14 protein-coding genes are annotated in these 19886 nt (G+C 64.3%); 10 read left to right on the top strand and 4 right to left on the bottom strand.

The features are described 5' to 3' along the window. Position 1: 1 nt before the first annotated feature. The 3 genes from DM807_RS20880 to DM807_RS20870 are packed head-to-tail and all read right to left on the bottom strand — an operon-like array spanning position 2 to position 2686. Positions 2 to 796 carry an ABC transporter permease gene (locus DM807_RS20880; RefSeq protein ID WP_019471212.1) on the bottom strand — a complete coding sequence of 265 codons (795 nt, stop codon included), beginning with the start codon at positions 794 to 796 and terminating at the stop codon, positions 2 to 4. Positions 797 to 800: 4 nt separating this feature from the next. Then, positions 801 to 1670 carry an ABC transporter permease gene (locus DM807_RS20875; RefSeq protein WP_060493694.1) on the bottom strand — a complete coding sequence of 290 codons (870 nt, stop codon included), beginning with the start codon at positions 1668 to 1670 and terminating at the stop codon, positions 801 to 803. Next, complete coding sequence (locus tag DM807_RS20870) at positions 1667 to 2686, bottom strand: ABC transporter ATP-binding protein (RefSeq protein ID WP_060514404.1); 1020 nt, start codon at positions 2684 to 2686, stop codon at positions 1667 to 1669. The genes DM807_RS20875 and DM807_RS20870 overlap by 4 nt, the downstream gene beginning before the upstream one ends. Positions 2687 to 2935: 249 nt before the next feature. Here DM807_RS20870 and DM807_RS20865 point away from each other — a divergent pair, with 249 nt between their 5' ends. Beyond that, positions 2936 to 3763 carry an IclR family transcriptional regulator gene (locus tag DM807_RS20865; protein ID WP_012272825.1) on the top strand — a complete coding sequence of 276 codons (828 nt, stop codon included), beginning with the start codon at positions 2936 to 2938 and terminating at the stop codon, positions 3761 to 3763. 68 nt (positions 3764 to 3831) lie between these two features. Here the strand turns inward: DM807_RS20865 and DM807_RS20860 are convergent, their stop codons facing one another. Beyond that, positions 3832 to 5685, bottom strand: a complete 1854-nt coding sequence (locus DM807_RS20860) for an ABC transporter ATP-binding protein (RefSeq protein ID WP_012272824.1) — start codon at positions 5683 to 5685, stop codon at positions 3832 to 3834. Between the two features lie 335 nt (positions 5686 to 6020). Here DM807_RS20860 and bcsE point away from each other — a divergent pair, with 335 nt between their 5' ends. The 9 genes from bcsE to bcsC are packed head-to-tail and all read left to right on the top strand — an operon-like array spanning position 6021 to position 19730. Then, positions 6021 to 7511 (top strand): cellulose biosynthesis protein BcsE, encoded by a 1491-nt coding sequence (bcsE, locus tag DM807_RS20855; protein ID WP_179027844.1) that lies wholly within the window; start codon positions 6021 to 6023, stop codon positions 7509 to 7511. After that, complete coding sequence (bcsF, locus tag DM807_RS20850) at positions 7508 to 7693, top strand: cellulose biosynthesis protein BcsF (protein WP_012272822.1); 186 nt, start codon at positions 7508 to 7510, stop codon at positions 7691 to 7693. The genes bcsE and bcsF overlap by 4 nt, the downstream gene beginning before the upstream one ends. Continuing rightward, on the top strand, positions 7686 to 9299 hold the full coding sequence (gene bcsG, locus DM807_RS20845) for a cellulose biosynthesis protein BcsG (protein WP_179027843.1): 1614 nt from the start codon (positions 7686 to 7688) through the stop codon (positions 9297 to 9299). The genes bcsF and bcsG overlap by 8 nt, the downstream gene beginning before the upstream one ends. Next, complete coding sequence (gene bcsR, locus DM807_RS20840; RefSeq protein ID WP_179027842.1) at positions 9296 to 9514, top strand: cellulose biosynthesis protein BcsR; 219 nt, start codon at positions 9296 to 9298, stop codon at positions 9512 to 9514. Before bcsG ends, bcsR begins: the two co-directional genes overlap by 4 nt. Next, on the top strand, positions 9511 to 10218 hold the full coding sequence (gene bcsQ, locus DM807_RS20835; RefSeq protein ID WP_179027841.1) for a cellulose biosynthesis protein BcsQ: 708 nt from the start codon (positions 9511 to 9513) through the stop codon (positions 10216 to 10218). Before bcsR ends, bcsQ begins: the two co-directional genes overlap by 4 nt. Next, positions 10215 to 12824 (top strand): UDP-forming cellulose synthase catalytic subunit, encoded by a 2610-nt coding sequence (gene bcsA / locus DM807_RS20830; protein WP_179027840.1) that lies wholly within the window; start codon positions 10215 to 10217, stop codon positions 12822 to 12824. The genes bcsQ and bcsA overlap by 4 nt, the downstream gene beginning before the upstream one ends. Beyond that, complete coding sequence (bcsB, locus tag DM807_RS20825) at positions 12824 to 15109, top strand: cellulose biosynthesis cyclic di-GMP-binding regulatory protein BcsB (RefSeq protein WP_434169765.1); 2286 nt, start codon at positions 12824 to 12826, stop codon at positions 15107 to 15109. Before bcsA ends, bcsB begins: the two co-directional genes overlap by 1 nt. Next, positions 15109 to 16224, top strand: coding sequence for a cellulose synthase complex periplasmic endoglucanase BcsZ (gene bcsZ / locus DM807_RS20820; protein ID WP_012272816.1), 1116 nt, complete (start codon positions 15109 to 15111; stop codon positions 16222 to 16224). The genes bcsB and bcsZ overlap by 1 nt, the downstream gene beginning before the upstream one ends. Further along, a complete protein-coding gene (bcsC, locus tag DM807_RS20815; RefSeq protein ID WP_179027838.1) occupies positions 16212 to 19730 on the top strand; it encodes a cellulose synthase complex outer membrane protein BcsC in 3519 nt (1172 codons plus the stop codon). The genes bcsZ and bcsC overlap by 13 nt, the downstream gene beginning before the upstream one ends. The last annotated feature ends 156 nt before the right edge of the window (positions 19731 to 19886 follow it).

The following is a 19886-nucleotide window of genomic DNA, read 5'->3' as shown; positions in this document are numbered from 1 at the left end:
GTCATTGCTTGCCCACCAGCACGCGGTCCAGGCCGTATACCCGGTCCAGGGCGATCATGGTCAGGGCGGTGACGGCGATCACCAGGGCCGAAACGGCGGCCATCATCGGGTCGATCGACTCGGTGGCGTATACGTACATGCGTACAGGCAGCGTTTGGGTGGCGGGCGAGGTGACGAAGATCGACAGGGTCACTTCGTCGAAACTGTTGATGAACGCCAGCAGCCAGCCACCGGCCACGCCCGGCAGGATCATCGGCAGTGTCACTTTGCAGAACAGCGTGATGCGGCCGGCGCCCAGGCTTTGTGCGGCCTGCTCGGCGCTGCGGTCGATGCCGATGGCCGCAGCCAGTACCAGGCGCAGCACGTAGGGCGTGATCACCACCACGTGGGCGAACACCAGCCAGGCAAAGCTGCCATTGACCCCCAGTAGGGCGAACAGCCGCAGCAGCGCTACGCCCAGCACCAGGTGCGGGATGATGATCGGCGACAGCAGCAGGCCGTTGACAAAACCTTGGCCAGGGAAGCTGTAGCGGGTCAGCGCCAGGCCCGCCGGCACGGCGATCAGGGTGGCCAACGAGGCCGCCAGGGCGGCGAGTTTCAGGCTGTTGTAGAACGCGTCAAGGAAGTCGGCGCGCTCGAACACGGCGCTGAACCAGCGCAGCGAGAAGCCAGCGGTGGGCAGGCTCAGGGTGTTTTCCGGGGTAAATGCCACCAGGCACACCACCACCAGCGGGGCGAGCATGAACAGCATCACCAGGGCGTGAAAAGACAGGGCCAACGGGCCGTTACGGGTCATCGGTTCAAACTCCAAGTGCGCGTTTGTAGCGGCGTTCGACCAGCCGGTTCCAGCTGAGCATCACCAGCAGGTTGATCAGCAACAGGGCGACCGCGATGGTGGCCCCCATCGGCCAGTTCAGTTCGGCCAGGTACTGGTCGTAGATCATGGTGGCGACCATCTTCAGTCGGCGCCCGCCCAGCAGGCCGGGGATGGCGAACGAACTGGCAGCCAGGCCGAACACGATCAGCGTGCCCGACAGCACACCGGGCATGATCTGTGGCAGCACGATGCGGCGGAACACCGTCCACTGGCTGGCGCCCAGCGACAGCGCGGCCTGCTCGGCGGCCGGGTCGAGCTTTTGCAGCGAGGTCCACACCGGGATGATCATGAATGGCAGCATCACGTGGACCAGGCCGATGATCACCGCAAACGGTGTGTACAGCAGCTTCACCGGCTGCCCGCCGAGGGCCGTGATGCCTTGGTTGACCAGGCCATCGGCACCCAGCAGCAGGCTCCAGCCGAATGCCCGCACCACCACCGAAATCAGCAGCGGAGTCAGCACCAGGATCAGGAAGATCGAGCGCCACGGCGCACCCATGCGGCTGAGTACCATGGCCTCGGGGATACCGATCAGCACACACAGCAAGGTGACCAGGGCACTGATCCAGAAGGTGCGGAAGAAGATCTCGTAGTAATAGGTGTCGGTCACCAGGCTCAAGTAATGGCTGAGCGTGTACTGGCCGGCCTGGATACCCGTGGTGTAGTCGAACGCGTTGAACGACAGCAGCACGGTCAGCCCCAGCGGCATCACCAGCAGCGCCAGGAACAACAGCAGGGCGGGGCTGCTCAGGCCGTAGCCCCAGGCGTTGCTGCGCAGTTTTGCGGTACTCATGCCGCCACCTCAGCCGCGTTCAGTACCCGCAGCAGGGCATCGTTCCAGTCCAGGCCAACGTGCGTGCCTTCCTCCAGCGGTGCGTTGCCATCGTTGGCACGAACCACGGCCAGGTTGCCCAAGGCCGTGTCGACGCGGTACAGCCACTGGCTGCCGAGGAAGTAGCGGCAGCTGATGCGGCCCGCCAGCTTGCCGCTGCCGGCGGCGCCAAGGTTGATCTTTTCCGGGCGCAGGCTGAGGGTCAGCGGGCCTTGGGCCGCAGCCTGCGGTTGCCCGCCGGGGCCGGTTACGCCTCGCAGGCGGTTGGCCTTGCCGACGAAGTCGGAAATGAACGGCGTGCCTGGGTGTTCGTAAAGCCGGTAAGGGTCATCGACCTGGGTGATACGCCCGGCTTCCATCACCACCACCCGATCACTGATCGACAAGGCTTCGGCCTGGTCGTGGGTGACCATCAAGGTGGTGATGCCTACCTCGTGCTGAATGCGACAAATCTCGAACTGCATTTCTTCACGCAGGTGCGCGTCCAGGTTGGACAGCGGCTCGTCCAGCAGCAGCACCGGCGGTTCGATCACCAGCGCGCGGGCCAGGGCTACACGCTGACGCTGGCCGCCGGACAGTTCCCGTGGGTAGCGTTCGGCATGTTTGTCCAGGCGTACCAGCGCCAGGGCCTGGTCGACGCGGCGGGCGATGTCGGCATTGGCCACCTTGCGCATGCGCAGGCCAAAGGCGACGTTGTCGCGCACGGTCATGTGCGGGAACAGCGCGTAGCTCTGAAACACCACCCCCAGGCCGCGGCTGGCCGGTTTGGCATGGGTGATGTCACGGCCATCGAGCACGATGCGCCCGCTGGTGACTTCGACGAAGCCGGCGATCATCTGCAGGGTGGTGGTCTTGCCACAGCCGGAAGGGCCGAGCAGGGAGACGAACTCGCCTTTTTCGATGGACAGTGACGAGCTGGCCACTGCCTCCGTGGCGCCATAGCGCTTGCAGAGTTTGTCGATCAACAGAAAGGTCATGGCTGTGCTCCATCGCAAACGGAACCGGGGTCAACCGGCAGTTTCAGGGTGGGCAGAGCGCCAGCGGCGAAAAGCAAAGCTTTTACGGACGTTGGCGCTCGCTTCTGTGGCGGCGGCCGATGTTGTGATATCGCCCTATGGACCGGAGAGTAGGGCAATGATTAGGATGGCGACAAAGGGTAATTTCACTGAGTGACAGCTATTTTGAAATTATTCCACTCATTGGAATTTCTTAGGGTTAAGTGAAAAATGGATTCCGATAAACGAAATGAACAAGGCAAGGAAGTCGGCGTCACTGCGGTGTCCCGTTTGTTCGCCGTGTTGCGTGCGCTGGGTGATTGCGCTGGCGAGGGTGAGAAGGTTAGCCAGCTAGCACAGCGGGTTGGCCTGGCGCAGCCCACCACCCACCGTTTGCTGCGCAGCCTGATCGAAGAGGGCATGGTGGACCAGTGTGCGACCAGCAAGCGCTACCGCCTGAGCCTGGATTTCTTCGCCCTCGCGGCCAAGGCCGGGCAGGCTGGCAACCTACGCGATGTGGTACGCCCGAGCCTGCTGAGGCTTTCGGCTTCATTGGGTGATTCGCTGTTTTTGCTGGCACGTTCAGGGTTCGACGCGGTGTGCCTGGACCGCAGCGAAGGGCCGTACCCGATCCGTACCTTCACCGGTGATATCGGTGGCCGCGTGGCCTTGGGCGTGGGGCAGGGCAGCCTGGCGATCCTGGCCTTCCTGCCCGAGGAGGAGCGTGACGAGGTGATCCGCTACAACTTGCCGCGCTTGAAGGACTTTCATCATTACGACGAAGTGCTGCTGCGTGCCGAGATCGACAACGTGCGCAGCCTGGGCTATGCCGGGCGCAATACCGGCGTGCTCGACGGCATGGCCGGTTTGGCGGTGCCGATCCTTGACCGTAATGGCCATGCGGTCGCGGCCCTGAGCGTGGCGACCATCAGCGACCGCCTGGGGCCCAACCGCATGCCGACCGTGGTGGCATTGCTCAAGCGCGAGGCAGCGGCGATTGGCGAGCGTATCAACCCGTTTGATCCGGTGTTGCGCCGGCCTTCTCATGTGTTTGGTTAGTGCCAAGGCATTGCCGCATCGCCAGAACAACAGTTGGGGCCGCCCTGCGGCCCCAACCAATAGCAGGCCTACTCCACAGCCTCTGCAACACCCTGGTCTTCCCCCAGGAAGCCACCGCTCTGGTGCTGCCACAACCGCGCATAGGTGCCATTCTTCGCCAGCAGTTCGGTGTGGGTGCCTTGCTCGATGATGTGCCCTTCATCCATCACGATCAGCCGGTCCATGGCGGCGATCGTCGATAAACGGTGGGCAATGGCGATCACGGTCTTGCCTTGCATCATTTCATCCAGGCTCTCCTGAATGGCCACTTCCACTTCGGAGTCCAGCGCGCTGGTGGCTTCGTCCAGCAGCAGGATCGGTGCGTTCTTCAGCATGACCCGGGCAATGGCGATGCGCTGGCGCTGGCCACCTGACAGTTTGATGCCGCGCTCCCCCACCAGTGTGTCGTAACCGCTGTTGCCCTGGCGGTCGCTGAGCTGGCCGATGAATCCATCGGCTTGGGCGTTGGCTGCAGCGGCGCGGATCTGCGCCTCGGTTGCATCGGGGCGGCCATAGGCGATGTTGTCGCGAATCGTTCGGTGCAACAGCGAGGTGTCCTGGGTCACCATGCCGATAGCATTGCGCAGGCTGTCTTGCGTGACCTTGGCCACGTTCTGCCCGTCGATGCGGATTTCCCCCTTGTCCACGTCGTAGAAGCGCAGCAACAGGTTGATCAAGGTGGACTTGCCCGCACCGGAGCGACCCACCAGCCCGACTTTTTCGCCTGGGCGAATGTTAAGGCTGAGGTCGTTGAGCACCTGGCGCTCGCCGTTGTAGTTGAAACTGACCTTGTCGAAGCTCACCGCGCCACCGGTGGTGACCAGCTCGGTAGCATCTGGCGCATCCTGCACCTTGGGGCCGCGGGTGAGGGTGGCCATTCCGTCCTGCACGGTGCCGATGTTTTCGAACAGCGAGGTGATCTCCCACATGATCCAGTGCGACATGCCGTTGATACGCAAGGCCATGGCGGTAATTGCCGCCACCGCCCCGGTGCCGACCTGGCCCTGGTGCCACAGCCACAGTGCATAGCCCCCGGCGCCCATGATCAAACCCACCACCAGCGCCTGGTTGACGATTTCGAACTGGCTGACCAGGCGCATCTGACGAAAGCCGGTCTGCTTGAAATCTTCCATGGCCGCACGGGCAAAGTGCGCTTCGCGGTTGGAGTGGGAGAACAGCTTCACCGTGGTGATGTTGGTATAGGCGTCGGACACCCGCCCGGTCATCGACGACCTGGCGTTGGCCTGCTCCTGCCCGACTTTGCCCAGGCGCGGTACGAAATACAGCATCGCCAAACCGAACAGCACGACCCAGGCGATGAATGGCAACATGAGTTTCAGGGCGAAACCGCCGGCCAGGGCAATGATCGCGATGAAGTACACGCCAATCCCAGGGAGGATTTCGATGAGTGTGAACAGCACATCGCGCACTGCCAGTGCTGTCTGCATCACCTTGGTGGTGACCCGGCCGGAAAACTCGTCAGAGAAGAACGACAAGCTCTGGCGCAGCATCAAGCGGTGGAAGTCCCAACGCAGCCGCAGCGGCAAGTTGATTGCCAGCACCTGGTGTTGAACCATGGTGCGCAGCGCCACCAGCCCGACGCTAACCAGCAGGACGATGCCGATGCCCCAGAGTACGCGGCTTTCGTCGGGGCCGACGGTGCCGCCGGCCTGCCACGCCGAAAGCAGGTCGACCACCTGGCCGAGGAAGGCGAACAGCCAGGCTTCATAGATCGATACCCCGGCACTGAGCAGTGCCAGCGCCAGGATGTAGCCACGGGCGCCGCGGGTGCAGGCCCACATGAAGCGCACCAGCCCCATTGGCGGCGGTGGCACCTCGTCGGGCGGGAAGGGGTCGAGCCTGCGCTCAAAGATACCAAGCATGCTTGTCTCCGGAATATCGATTTTTACTTAACCGGTAACCATACAGCACAGCGCGGGATTCGCCTTCAGCAGCCAGCACCGATGCAGGCAAAGTGCATCACATCAAGCGCTGTGCAGGGCGCCTGCGGGGCGTCTGTTAACAAAACTTTGCAATTGATTACATTTTCGTCTGATTGCAAATTGCCTTGGTGCTGTAGGATTGACGCGCTTTTATCTTTCGTGATGTTTTTGTCGTTTTATTGACGTAGCTCATGAGGCTTCATCAGCGGGCATGTCACATTCTCCTTTCAAGCCCTTTCGATTTACTTAGCAGAGCCAGTGTTTTGACGTATGCAATGCCGTTGTTGGCGATTTCCGGCCTGAGCGCCGAGAGTAGCCAGCTTCATCAGCAAGGATTGTATTGGTTAGCCTGTGACGCCACCGAAGACGCCACTTTGCTATGCCGCCAGGTGGTCGAAGGCATGCCCGCTCATACCAGGGCAGCCCTGATTGCCGAAACGCAAGCCATGGATGACGTGCTGGGTGCGCTCGACGCCGCATGTGGCCCGGCCGAGCTGGCGCTGTATGAAGCCAACCCGCGTGCCATCCGCTACCTGTTGCATGATCTTTCCCGTCTCGATGCCCCTGGGCGTGTGCTGGTGCTGCTGGCACCGGCCGATGCCTGGGCGGGCACCGAAGTCGAGCACTGGTGCAATGCCCTGCGCCCCGCTTTGGTGGCCGAGGCAGCGCTGCTGCTGGTCATCAGTGGCGGGCAGGGTACCGCCCTGGTCGAGCGCCTGCGTGCAGTCAATCAAAGCGTGGACGGGTTGGCCCAGGTGTACCGTGGCAAAGGTGGGGTGCGCTACCTGCAGCATTTCTGGAGCAACCCGCTCGGCAAGGCTGGTGCGTGTGAACTGCAACTGGAGCGCCGTAATGCGGGTTTTGCCGTTACCGGAGCGCCGCAGGTGCCAGCCGACACCGGTGGCGATGAGCTGCTGTACCTGGCCCAGCGCCCAGTACTGGAAGGCGCACCCGCGTTCTCCGAGCACTGGCAGGTCTGCGAAAGCCTTGATGAACTGAGCGCCAAGGCCAGCCGTGCGGTCTCTGCCACGGTAATCTTCGCCATCGATGGTGGGCAGCGCCGGGACCACCTGGCGCGCCAGCTGCACCGCCTGCGCCAGCGGCGTGGCAATGCCTTGAAGTTGGTGGTGCGCGAAATGGCACCCACCCTGCGTTACCAGGACGAACAACTGCTGCTGGCCTGCGGCGCCACCCAGATCGTGCCGTTCGGCGCCAGCTTGTCGCGCTTTTTGACCATGGTCGAAAGCATTCAGGGCTATGTCTGGCGCCGGCACCTGCCAAGTGACTTCGATGCCTTGCTGGCCCGCCTGCGGCCGCAGGCCATCTGCGGGCTGGTGGCACCCCGGGCATTCGCCGAAGCCGTGCAAACCATGTGGCAGGGTGTGCGTAACGGTGAAATCGTCCACCAGTTACTGGTGCTGCGCCCGGCGCCTGGGCTGACCCCACTGCAGGCTTGCTCGCGCACGGTGTTCCGCCGTGATGGCGACATTGCGTGCGTGGTTGGCGAGGTGCTGTTCCTGTTCCTGTTCGCCTGCCGCTGCGAAGGCGTCGAACAAGCGCTGGATCACATCTTCCAACTGTCGTGGAAAGAGCTGTTCATTAGCCAGGAGGTGCTTGCCGACCTCGACAGCCTGGCCGCCCCGGCGTTTCTCGACAGCAGCTTGCCGCAGCCACCCCGGGCCGATCCGGTGGCGCAGCGGCCGGCACAGGCGTGGCCGGTACTGGCGCCGCGCAAGGTCGCTCTGGCCAAGCGGGGGCGCGCATGAACTTCGTGCAACTGCTGCAGGTGGTCGGCATTACAGCCCTGGTCACATTGGGCCTGGCCTTGTTGATGGTGCGCCTGTGCGCGGCCCTGCGCACTTGGTTGCGCCGTCGCCTTTCCCCCCGTTACCTGAAACCGCTGGGCGTACGCCACCGCGCTGTACGCCAGGACCCCCAGAATGACTAATACCACCGTCACCCTCCCGGTACTGGCCCGCTGGCCTGGACTGGGAGGGTGGAACCTCTATTTTTTTGCCAAATTTTTGTTGGTCGCCCTTGGCATGCTCGACTTCCAGGCATTGCCAAACCTGCTGTTCGCTGCGTTTCTGCTGATCCCGTTGCCGGGCAAGTGGCTGCGTATTGCCCGGCAACTGCTGGCGGTACCCATCGCAATCGCGCTGTTCTACCAGGACACTTGGCTACCACCCTTCAGCCGCCTGTTGGCGCAGCCGGGGGTGCTGGATTTTTCGTGGGACTACCTGCTTGAACTGCTGGGCCGCTTCGTCAACTGGAACCTGTTGGGCGCGCTGACGCTGTTGCTGGTGGGTTACCTGTACCTGCGCCATTGGCTGCGCCTGAGCACCCTGAGCCTGCTGGGGCTGGCGTGGTTGGCAGCTGGCGGCTTGCCATCGCTGGGGGTGGGCCAGGTGCCCGGCGTGGTGGCGAGCACCCCGGCCGAACCGCTGCCCACCACCGCAGCCGCTGACAATGCCACGCTCGACAGCTGGCTTGAGCGCTTCTTCGCCAGCGAGCGCGAGCGGGTAACGGCGTTTCCTGCCGTGAATGCCGATGAACAGCCGTTCGACCTGCTGGTGATCAACATCTGTTCGCTGGCCTGGGATGACCTGTCCGCCGTGGGGCTGCGCGACAACTCGCTGCTGTCGCGCATGGACGTGGTCTTCGACCAGTTCAACTCGGCGACTTCCTATAGCGGCCCAGCCGCCATCCGCGTGCTGCGTGCCAGCTGTGGGCAGTCGTCGCATGCAGGCCTGTACCAGCCTGCCCCAGAGCAGTGCCTGTTGTTCCAGAACCTGGCCCGGCTGGGTTTCCATAGCAACACTTTGCTCAACCACAGTGGCCGGTTCGACAACTTCATCGGTGACATTACCCAGCAGCACATGCCACAACCGGGCATGCGCAATACCGACTTCCCAAGGGCACTGGTGGGCTTCGACGGCTCGCCGATCGCCAGCGACCTGGAGGTATTGCGCCGTTGGTGGGGGCAACGCAAAAGCACTGCGAATGAGCATGTGTCGCTGTTCTACAACAGCATCAGCCTGCATGACGGCAACCGTATCGTCACCGCCGACGGCGGTACCCGCGTGGCCGACTACGCCACCCGCGCCAATCGCCTGTTCGGCGAGCTTGGCACCTTCCTCGACGAATTGGAGCGCAGTGGCCGCCGGGTAGTGGTGGCCATTGTTCCAGAGCATGGCGCTGCGTTGCATGGCGACCGCATGCAGCTGTCGGGCATGCGCGAAATCCCCACGCCGTCGATTACCCATGTGCCAGTCGGGCTGAAGTTCATCGGCATGGGCCAACCTGCCCGCAGCGAGCCGCTGCGGGTCACGGCAGCCACCAGTTACCTGGCGTTGTCCGAGCTGATCTCCCGTGTGTACGCGGGCCTGGGCCAGCAGCACGTGCTGGATGTGCCCGGCCTGCTGACCGACCTGCCAACCACCGAACAGGTTGCCGAAACCGCCGGCGCGCAGGTGCTGAATTACCAGGGGCGCGCCTACATGCGCCTGCAAGGCCAGCCTGACTGGCAGCCCATCCCCAAGGAGCGCCCATGATCACTGGCAAGGCAGACCCGTCCGACCGCAGCGACGACATCGCCCAACTGCGCCAGCACCTGGACATGCCCGAGCTGAACTACCAGGACATCTCGATGCTGGTGGGCGTTCAGCAAGCCCTGCAGCGCTGGCCGTTGCTGGGTGAAAGCTGTCGGGCCAGCAGCCAGGGCGGGTTGTACGCGGCTGTCAGGCAGCGCGAGGGCGTTTCGTCATGACCAGCCTGGCCCTGCACGGGGTGCGCGGAGGCCTGGGGCGCAGCGCCTTGTTGGCTGCGCTGGGCTATGCGCTGCAGGGTATGGGTGAGCGGGTGCTGCTGATTGACCTGTGCCCAAGCAATTTGCTCGGCCTGCACTTCAACCTGCCGCTGGATACGTCCGAGGGCTGGGCGCTGGCCGAGCGGGAAGGGCGGCCGGCCAGCGATGCTGTGTATGAGGTGCTCGATGGCCTGTGCCTGTTGCCGTTCGGCAACCTGCCTGGCAGTTCGCGGTACCTTGTGCCTGACGCGCTGGCATGGCGTGCTCGCCAGGCCGAACTGGCTGAGCAGTTCGATTGGGTGTTGTTCGACCTGCCGCAACCGTTGGCCGACAGCGCTGGCAACGGCATCGAGACCGATGTGCGAGTACTGGTGGCTGAGGCCGAAATGGCCAGCCACCTGCTGCTTGGGCGCCGACCGGTCGAGCACTACGACATGCTGCTGGTCAATCGCTACGACCCGGCCAGCCGCTTGCAGAGCGACCTGTTGATGGTGTGGCGCGACCTGTTCGGTGAGCGCTTGCCGATCCAGGTGGTCCACCGCGACGAAGCCTTCCTCGAAGCCCTGGCGTGCAAGGCGCCGCTTGGCCATTACGCCCCGCAGAGCCTGGCCTGCCGGGACGTACAAAGCCTGGCGGTACGCTGCCTGACGAGGCGCGGGCCGTGACCTTGACTCCTCTGTCGGCCTATACGTGGTTCACCGCCCGTGGTGCGCGGCTACCGGTTGCCTGGCTGTTTACCTTGGGCGTGTGGCTGGCCTTTCTGTTCCTGCGCCTGGAGTCACCCGCCTGGCAGGCATTGCTGGCCGAACGCCAACGCCTGTACCCGCAGCTTTCAGGCAAGCGCCCGAGCCTGGGTGACCCGCTACGGCTGCTGATCCAGAGCCTGTGGTTGCTGGTGCGCCGTCAACCGGTGGCACGCACAACAGGGCCTGGCCGCCGAGCATGGGGCGCAGTGCGCTTGCGACTGCGGGGTGTTGGCCAGGTTGGGCGCCATTACCGAGGGCTGCTGATCGATGCACTGCATCGGGTGCCCGCGCGCTACCGCGCCAGTGCTTTCAGGCACGAAGCCTCGGCACGCCTGCGCGGCCTTAGCGTGCTCGCCAGGCGGGTGTTCTACAGCGTGTTGACGGTGTGCGCCGCAAGCCTGGCCCTGCTGTGCGTGACTGAACCGTTCGGCTACCTGGCGCAACTGATGTTCATCTGCCTGTTGCTGGGCATTGCCATGCTGGTGCGACACATGCCGGGGCGCTTCCCGACCCTGATGCTGATCGTGCTGTCGACCATTATCTCGTGCCGCTACCTGTGGTGGCGCTACACCTCGACCCTGAACTGGAACGACACCACCGACCTGGTGTTCGGGGTGATTCTGTTGGCGGCCGAAACCTATTCGTGGTTCGTATTGATCCTGGGTTACATCCAGACCAGCTGGCCGTTGCAGCGCAAACCGGCCAACCTGCCGGCCAACCCGCAGCACTGGCCGACTGTCGATTTGTTGATTCCTACCTACAACGAAGACCTGTCGGTGGTGCGCACCACGGTACTGGCCGCGCTGGGCCTGGACTGGCCGCGCGAGTGCCTGCGCATCTACATCCTCGATGACGGCCGCCGTGATGCGTTTCGTGCTTTTGCCGACGAAGCCGGGGTGGGCTACATCGTGCGGCCCGACAGCAAGCACGCCAAGGCCGGCAACCTCAACCATGCGCTGGGTGTGACCGACAGCGAGCTGATCGCCATCTTCGACTGCGACCACGTGCCGGTGCGCTCCTTCCTGCAAATGACCGTGGGCTGGTTCCTCAAAGACCCGAAGTTGGCGCTGGTGCAGACACCGCACCATTTCTTCTCGCCCGACCCGTTCGAGCGCAACCTCGGCTCGTTCCGCCGTCGCCCCAATGAAGGAGAACTGTTCTACGGCTTGATTCAGGATGGCAACGACATGTGGAACGCGGCGTTTTTCTGCGGCTCGTGTGCCGTGCTGCGCCGCACCGCATTGGAAAGCATCGGCGGTTTTGCCGTCGAGACCGTGACCGAAGACGCCCACACCGCCCTGCGCATGCACCGCCAGGGGTGGTCGTCGGCTTACCTGAGCATTCCGCAGGCCGCGGGCCTGGCCACCGAAAGCCTGTCGGCGCACATTGGCCAACGCATTCGCTGGGCCCGTGGCATGGTGCAGATCTTCCGCACCGACAACCCGTTGTTCGGGCGTGGGCTCAGCCTGTTCCAGCGGGTGTGCTATGCCAACGCCATGCTGCACTTCCTGGCCGGCTTGCCACGGCTGATATTCCTGACCGCGCCGCTGGCGTTCCTGTTGCTGCATGCCTACATCATCTACGCACCGGCGTTGATGATTCTGCTGTACGTGCTGCCGCACATGATCCACGCCAGCCTGACCAACTCGCGCATGCAGGGCAAGTACCGGCAAACCTTCTGGGGCGAGGTGTATGAGACCGTGCTGGCCTGGTACATCGCCCGCCCGACCACGGTGGCGCTGTTCGCGCCGAAAAAGGGCAAGTTCAACGTCACCGCCAAAGGCGGCCTGATGGAGCAGGCGCAGTTCGACTGGCGTATCGCCCAGCCTTACCTGTGGTTGGCGGCGCTCAACGTGGTTGGCCTGGGCTTTGCCGTGTGGCGCCTGTTCACCGGCCCCACGGCAGAAATCGGCACGGTGATCGTCAGCTCGCTGTGGGTGATCTACAACCTGCTGATCATTGGCGCCGCCGTTGCCGTGGCCGCCGAAGTGCGCCAGGTGCGCCGTGCCCACCGCGTGCAGATGCGCTTGCCGGCGGGGCTGGTACTGGCCAGCGGTCATGCCTACCCCTGCACCCTGGTCGATTACTCCGATGGCGGTGTCGGCCTGCAGGTGCAGCAAGACCTAGAGCTGAAACCGGGGGAACAGGTACGTCTGCTGCTCAATCGCGGCCAGCGTGAGTTCGCCTTCCAGGCGTGTGTCACCCGTACCGTCGGGCAACACGTGGGCCTGGTGTTCCATGCACTTGACCAGCAACAGCGCATCGATCTGGTCCACTGCACCTTTGCCCGTGCCGATGCCTGGCTTGGCTGGAGCGAGCAGCATGAGGTGGAGCGCCCGCTGCGCAGCCTGATCGATGTACTGAAGCTGGGCGGTGTCGGTTACCTGCGCCTGTTCGAGCACATGCCACCCTGGCTGAGGGCGCGCTTGCGCCCACTGCGTACGCTGGCGCTGTGGTTGGCCAGCTATTGGCCCCGCACACCGCGGGCAATCCCTTCCATGAACCCTGTTGATCGAGACGCATGATGACTGGTTATCCCGCGCGTGCCTGGGGCCTGGCGATGGCGCTGCTCGCCGCCTTGTCGCAGAGCGCCGCTGCTACCTCCCAAGCCCCGCTTGTCGAGCCCGCAATACCTACACCCACGGTACCGAACTGGCCGGTTGCGAAAACCTTCGAGCAGCTTGGGCATGCATCCGACAGCCTGCTGCTGGGTGTACGCAACAGCGAGCATATCGAGTTCGGCTTGCGTCGCGACCGCCTGGCCACCGAGGCCAGCTTGCAACTGGACTACACGCCTTCGCCGGCGCTGCTGCCGAACCTGTCGCACCTGCGTGTTTACCTCAATGACGAATTGATGGGCGTGGTGCCGGTGGAGAAGGACCAGCTGGGGCAACGCGTGCGCCGCCAGTTGCCGCTGGACCCGAAGCTGCTCAGCGACTTCAACCGAGTACGCCTGGAGTTCGTCGGGCACTACACCGATATTTGCGAAGACCCAGCGCACAGCGGCCTGTGGCTGAACCTGAACCGCAAGAGCCAGGTGCAGTTGCACGAGCAAGCCCTGGTGCTGGAAAACGACCTGGCGTATTTCCCGTTGCCATTTTTCGACGCGCGCGATACCGGCAAGGTGGAGTTGCCGGTGGTGTTCAGCGGCGTGCCGAGCCTGGGCGAGCAGCGTGCGGCGGCCATCCTGGCGTCCTATTTCGGCAGCCAGGCCGGTTGGCGCAAGGCCAGCTTTCCGGTGCTGTACAACCAATTGCCTGCCCGTGGCGACAAGCCTGCACCGAGCATCGTGTTTGCCAGCAACGACCGCCGCCCGGCGCTGCTCGCCGACCTGCAGCAGTTCCCGCTGGTCGATGGCCCGGTGCTGCAGATGATCGACCACCCCGACGACCGCTTCAGCAAAGTGCTATTGGTGCTGGGCCGTAACGACGACGACCTGGTCAAGGCGGCCTCGGCGCTGGCGGTTGGCAACAACCTGTTCCGTGGCGCGCGGGTGAAGGTGGAGCAGATGACTGCCTTGCAACCGCGCCAGCCCTACGATGCGCCGAACTGGACGCGCACTGATCGGCCGGTACGTTTTGCCGAGCTGCTGGATTACCCTGAGCAACTGCAAGTCAGCGGCCTGCAACCGCGACCTGTGACACTGGAGCTCAACCTGCCACCCGACTTGTTCGTGTGGCGTAACCAGGGCATTGCGCTACGCACCCTGTATCGCTACACGGCGCCGGCGGTGACCGATGAATCGCGCCTGAGCATCAGCGTCAACGACCAGTACATCACCAGCATGCCGCTGGTGGGCAATGACCGGCGCGGCGGTACGCTCGAGCAAATGCGCCTGGCCGTGCTGTCCGCTGACAACACGGCAGTGACCGAGAAGTCGCTGGTACCGGCGCTGAAGATTGGCGACCGCAACCGCATCCGCTTCGATTTCAGCTTTGCCAGTACCCTGGGCAGTGCTCAGCGTGACCGCTGCCAGACCTCGCTGCCGGTAGACGTGCGCGCAGCGATCGACGACAACTCGACCATCGACCTGTCCGGTTATCACCATTACATCGCCATGCCCGACCTGCGTGCCTTCGCCCGCAGCGGCTTCCCGTTCAGCCGCATGGCCGACCTTTCCGAGACCCTGGTCATCATGCCGGCCAAACCCACGGCGATGCAGGTTGGTACGTTGCTCGACACGGTTGGCGGGCTAGCCGGGCAGATCGGTTATCCGGCGCTTGGCCTGCAACTGATCGATGACTGGAAACACGCCGCAACGGCAGACGCCGACTTGTTGCTGATCGGCAACCTGCCCGAGGCTTTGAGCGATGCGCCCAACCTTGGCCTGCTGCTCAGCGCTCAGCGTGACTGGCTGCTGCAGGGGCGCAGCGCAAGGTTACCTGGCGGCCAGCGCTTCGATACCGAGCCGGTGGCTGCGAGCAGCCGCGTGGCAGTCAGTGCGCAGGCGCCGATTGCCGCCATCACCGGCCTGAAATCGCCATTTCACCAACAGCGCAGCGTGGTCGCCTTGTTGGCCAACAGCGACGGCGATTACGCGTTGCTGCGCGATGTGCTTGGCGATGTGGGCAAGCTCGATGCGGTGGCAGGCTCGGTAACGCTGGTGCGCAGCAGTGGCCTGAGCAGCCAGTTTGTGGGCGAGCACTATTTTGTCGGTGCGCTGCCGTGGTGGCTGCTGCTGTGGTTCCACTTGTCCGAGCACCCGGTGTTGTTGGCGGCGATCGCGGCGGTGTGCGTGGTGCTGTTCGCTTTCTTGCTGTGGCGAGCATTGCGCTGGGCCGGCAAGCGCCGCTTGGGTGAGGCGGGGTGATGATGCGCCAGATGCTGGTAGGGTTGGTCGCCCTGGGCCTGCCCGTTTTCGCCAATGCCGAGGCGGCGTGCTCATGGCCTGCCTGGGAACGTTTCAAGGCCGAGCTGGTGAGTGCGGACGGCCGGGTGATCGACCCGAGTGACGCGCGCTTGATCACCACGTCGGAAGGGCAGAGTTATGGGTTGTTCTTCGCCTTGGTGGGCAATGACCGCGACGCCTTCGCCCAGTTGCTGCGCTGGACCGGCAACAACCTCGCCGAAGGTGACCTGGCCAGGCACCTGCCGGCCTGGCTGTGGGGGCGTAACGAGCAGCAGCAATGGCAGGTGCTGGACGCCAACAACGCCAGCGATGCCGACCTGTGGATCGCCTACAGCCTGCTGGAAGCAGGGCGCTTGTGGCAGCAGCCCGCATACACGCAACTGGGCCAGCGCCTGCTGTGGCGTATCGCGGCGCAGACCGTGCGCAAGCTCCCAGGCCTTGGGGTGATGCTGCTGCCAGGTGACTACGGCTTCGAGGACGCCCAGGGTACCCGCCTGAACCCCAGCTACCTGCCGCTGCAGCTGTTCGACCGCTTCAGCGAGGTGGACCCCTTGTGGGGAGAGCTGGCGGCCAATACGCGGCGTTTGTGGTTGGCTTCGTCGCCAAAGGGCTTCGCCCCGGACTGGCTGCTGTGGACACCGGCCGGCAAGCCAGCGGCAGACCCGCAGCATGGCAGTGCCGGTGATTACGACGCCATTCGTGTGTACCTGTGGGTCGGCATGTTGGCCAAGGATGCGGTGCAACGCAACGAATTGGTCGCCCATTACGCGCCGATGGCGGCATTGACCCAGCGCCAGGGGCTCCCCCCCGAGCGCGCGGACGCACGCAGCGGCGAAGCCAGCGGCCAGGGGCCGGCCGGCTTTTCTGCGGCATTGCTGCCATTGCTGGCAGCCTCGCCGGCGCACGTGGCCGGCTTGGCGGCCCAGCGTCAGCGTTTGCGCGATCAGCCGGTCGAGGCCAAGGCGTATTACAGCCAGGTGCTGGTGCTGTTCGGCCAAGGCTGGGATGAGGCCCGTTATCGTTTTGACCCGCACGGCCGCTTGTTGCCGGCCTGGAGCGCGCCATGCAACGAATGATCGGCGTGCTGATGCTGGCGACAGTCACCTGCCAGGCAGCGGCGCAACCCAAGGATGCCGATGAGCAGCGCCAATGGCTGCTGGACCAGGTACGTCGCGGCGAAGCGCTGCACCGTGACGACCTGGTCCGTGATGCACTGGGCCGGCTGCAGTTGCTGGAACCGCGCAATCCGGATGTATTGCTGGCAGCCTTGAGCCTGGCACTGCGCGAAAAGAACAGCAGCGCTGCCGAGCAATTGGGCGCCCGGATCAGTGCCGTGGCACCTGGTAGCCTGCAAGCACGCCAAGCCAGTCGTCTGCTTGAGCTGCAACACCCTGAGTCTGCGCGGCGCTTGCAGCAGGCGCGCCTGTTGGCGGTGACCGGCCGCTATGAAGAGGCACTGGCGGTGTACGAGCAGCTGTTTGCTGGCGAGCCACCCAGCCTGGAGTTGGCCCTGGACTACTGGCGCGTGCGCGGCAATCTGCCGGGCCAGCGCCCTGGGGCGATTCGCCAGTTGCAGCGGTTGGATCAGCAGTACCCAGGCAGTGCCGGGCTGCGCCAGACCCTGGCCGGTTGGCTGTTCGCCGAAAAGCGCGATCGCGAGGCTTTGGCCTTGCTCGATCAGCTGTCACGCGACCCTGGTGCACGGGATGCTGCGGCCCAGCGCGAGTTCGATTACTTGGCGGGGCAAGCGGTGAGTGCCAGCAGCGCGGTGGCCTGGCAAGCCTTTGTCCAGCGCTACCCCGCTTCGCCACTGTTGGCGCAGGCCAGCGAGAATCTGCAACAGCAGCGCAAACTGTTGGCCGACCCGGCCTGGCAGGCTGGTCAACGGGGCAAGGCGCTGCTCGACAAGGGACGTCATGCCGAAGCCGAAGCACAGCTGCGCCGGGCGCTGCGCCAGTACCCAGACGATGCCAGCCTACATGGGGCGTTGGGTTATGCGCTGATGTCGCAAAAGCGATACGACCAAGCCAATGCATCTTTTCGGGTTGCGACTGACAAGGAACAGGACAGCTACAAGATCAGCAAGTGGAGCGATATGACGTCGGCAAGCCGATACTGGGCGGTAATCCAGAGCGGGGACCGTGCGCTTGCTGCAAACGACCTGCCAACAGCGCGCTCACGCTATCAGCAGGCACGCCAGCAGCGTCCAAACGATGAGTTCGCCTTGTTGGGCCTGGCCGATGTGTTAATGGCCGAGGGCAATACAGTTGCTGCCGAACGGCAGTTTCTGCAGGTCCGGCGTATGGCGCCGGATAACGGCATTGCCGTGCGTGGCTTGATGCGCGTTTACCAGGCGCAATCGCCAGACAAGGCGCAGGCCTTCCTGGACAGCCTGCCAGCACGTCAGCAAACGCAGTTCGCCAGCCTGCGCCGCAGCCTGGCGCTGGCGCGCTTACGCCAGCAAGGGGATGAAGCCTTGCAGCGCGAAGACTGGTCGACGGCCAGCCAGGTGCTGAACCAGGCCGCGTCTTTGGCCCCTGATGAGCCTTGGCTGGTCTACCAGTTGGCCAATAGCCTGCGTCATCAGGGGCGCACCGCCGAGGCCGACGCAGCCTTCGCCAGGGTGGTGCAGCACCAGCCACATGACCCGGCAACCCGCTATGCCCACGGTCTGTTCCTGGAGTCCAGCGACCGTGATGCCTTGGCCCTGGACAGCCTGGGAGCGATACCGCAGCCGGCCTGGACCCCGGACATGCACGCGCTTGAGCAGCGTATCCAGCGGCGCATGACCCTGGCCTCGGCGCAGCAGTTGCAGGCGCAAGGCCGCAACGCCGATGCGACAGCCTTGCTTGAAGCCAGCCTGGCGCGTGGCGAAGCCAGCCCGGATGACCTGATGCTGTTGGCCGACTGGGCCGCCGCGCTTGGTGAGCCTGGTAAAGCACGGGGCTATTACCAGCGTGTACTTGCCGTGCAACCTGGCCGAGCCGATGCGCGCCTTGGGGTGATGGAAAGCGCAGTGGCCGAGGGTAATCTGGCGCAGGCTCGGCACATGCTGGGCGTGCAGGTGCCACAATTGGCTGCCGATGACAGTAATGCCCAGCGACGCCTGGCGGCGGTCTGGGTTGCCTTGGGCGAACACCAGCAGGCGGCCAGGCAGCTCGACCGGGTCGCAGCGCAGCAGACGCGCCCCGATCCGTTGTTACGGCGCGACGCCGCCCGCCTGGTAGTGCAGGAGGACCCGCAACGGGCGCTGGACCTCTATGCGGCAGCCATGGCTGATGCACAGATGTTGGACCGCGCTGCGCTAGCACCACGGGATGACCGTGCATTGACGCTAGCCAGCCGCGAGCAGGAGGGTGACGACTGGCTGGCGCGCAGCCTGCGCAGTGACGTGGATGCCCTGTATCGCCAGCGCAATACCCACGTGACGCTGATGCACGATTACGGCTGGCGCGAGGACGACGGTACGCCTGGCACTTCCGAACTGAGTAAGCATTCGACCTTGTTGCATGTCGATACCCCTTGGCAGGACGGCACTGCCTTTGCGCGGGTAGAGCGCATCGGCATGGATGCAGGCGCGTTTGAGCAGAACGATGAGGGGCGCTACACCCCCGACTTCGGCAGCTGCCAGTTCGTTGGCCAGACCGCTGACGGCAAAACGCTGCCGGCGTGTACGGGCGGTTCGCAGACAGCGAACGGCAGCGTGCTGGCGTTGGGTTGGCAGGGCAGCCGCTGGGCGTTCGACCTGGGCACCACCCAAGGCTATGCCATCAACAATTGGCTGGGCGGCGCAACGGTCAACGGTGACCTGGGCCAGGTTGGCTGGTCGCTGACCGCCTCGCGCCGGCCGATGAGCAATTCCCTGCTGTCGTTCGCCGGGGCACGCGACCGCCCGACGGGCGTGCGCTGGGGCGGGGTCACCGCCAACGGTGCCACGCTGGGCCTAAGCTGGGACCAAGGCGGCGACAACGGGGTGTGGGCCAGCCTGGGGCACCATTGGCTGTACGGCGAGAACGTGGCTGACAACCAGCGTACTCGGGCCATGGCGGGCTATTACCACCGCGTGGTGGAAAAGGCCGACGAGCGTGTGCGTGTTGGCCTGACGCTGATGCACTGGCGCCACGACAAGGACCTGAGCGGCTACAGCCTGGGGCAGGGTGGTTACTACAGCCCGCAGCGCTACAGCTCGGTGGGCGTGCCGGTCAGTTATGCCTGGCGCAACTACGATTGGTCGGTGCTGCTGGAAGGTTCCGTCAGCTGGTCCCAGGCCCACAGTGACAGCAGTCGCTTGTATCCGCACGCGCACGTCAATCGCAAGGTGCTGGCGCAGCATGGCGTTGACTCCAACATCGATGCCATGACTGAAGCCAGCGACAGCAGCGGCTTGGGCTATCGCGTGCGTGGCCTGTTCGAACGGCGCCTGAGTGATCAGTGGGTGCTGGGCGGCGGCTTCGACTGGCAGCACAGCGATGACTACGCGCCTAGCCATGGCATGCTCTACCTGCGCTACCTGTTCGAGCCATGGCGCGGCAACCTGGCATTGCCGGTAACGCCGCTGGAACCCTACAGCGAGTGGCGTTGACTGCATCGACATGGCCAGGGTTGACAGCAGCCCCGACGCACCACCATTATCCAGCCATATCTACGCAACCGGCTTGCCAGCATGTCCATATCCAACCACGCCATTTCCGCTTCGGGCTTCATCGCCCAGGCAGGCGCGTGCGTTGCCGTTGCCGTT

The sequence above is a fragment of the Pseudomonas hunanensis genome (assembly GCF_013393325.1).
Classification (GTDB): Bacteria; Pseudomonadota; Gammaproteobacteria; order Pseudomonadales; family Pseudomonadaceae; genus Aquipseudomonas; species Aquipseudomonas putida_P.
Note: the sequence above shows the minus strand (reverse complement) of the source record. Positions and strands in the feature narration are given on the sequence as shown.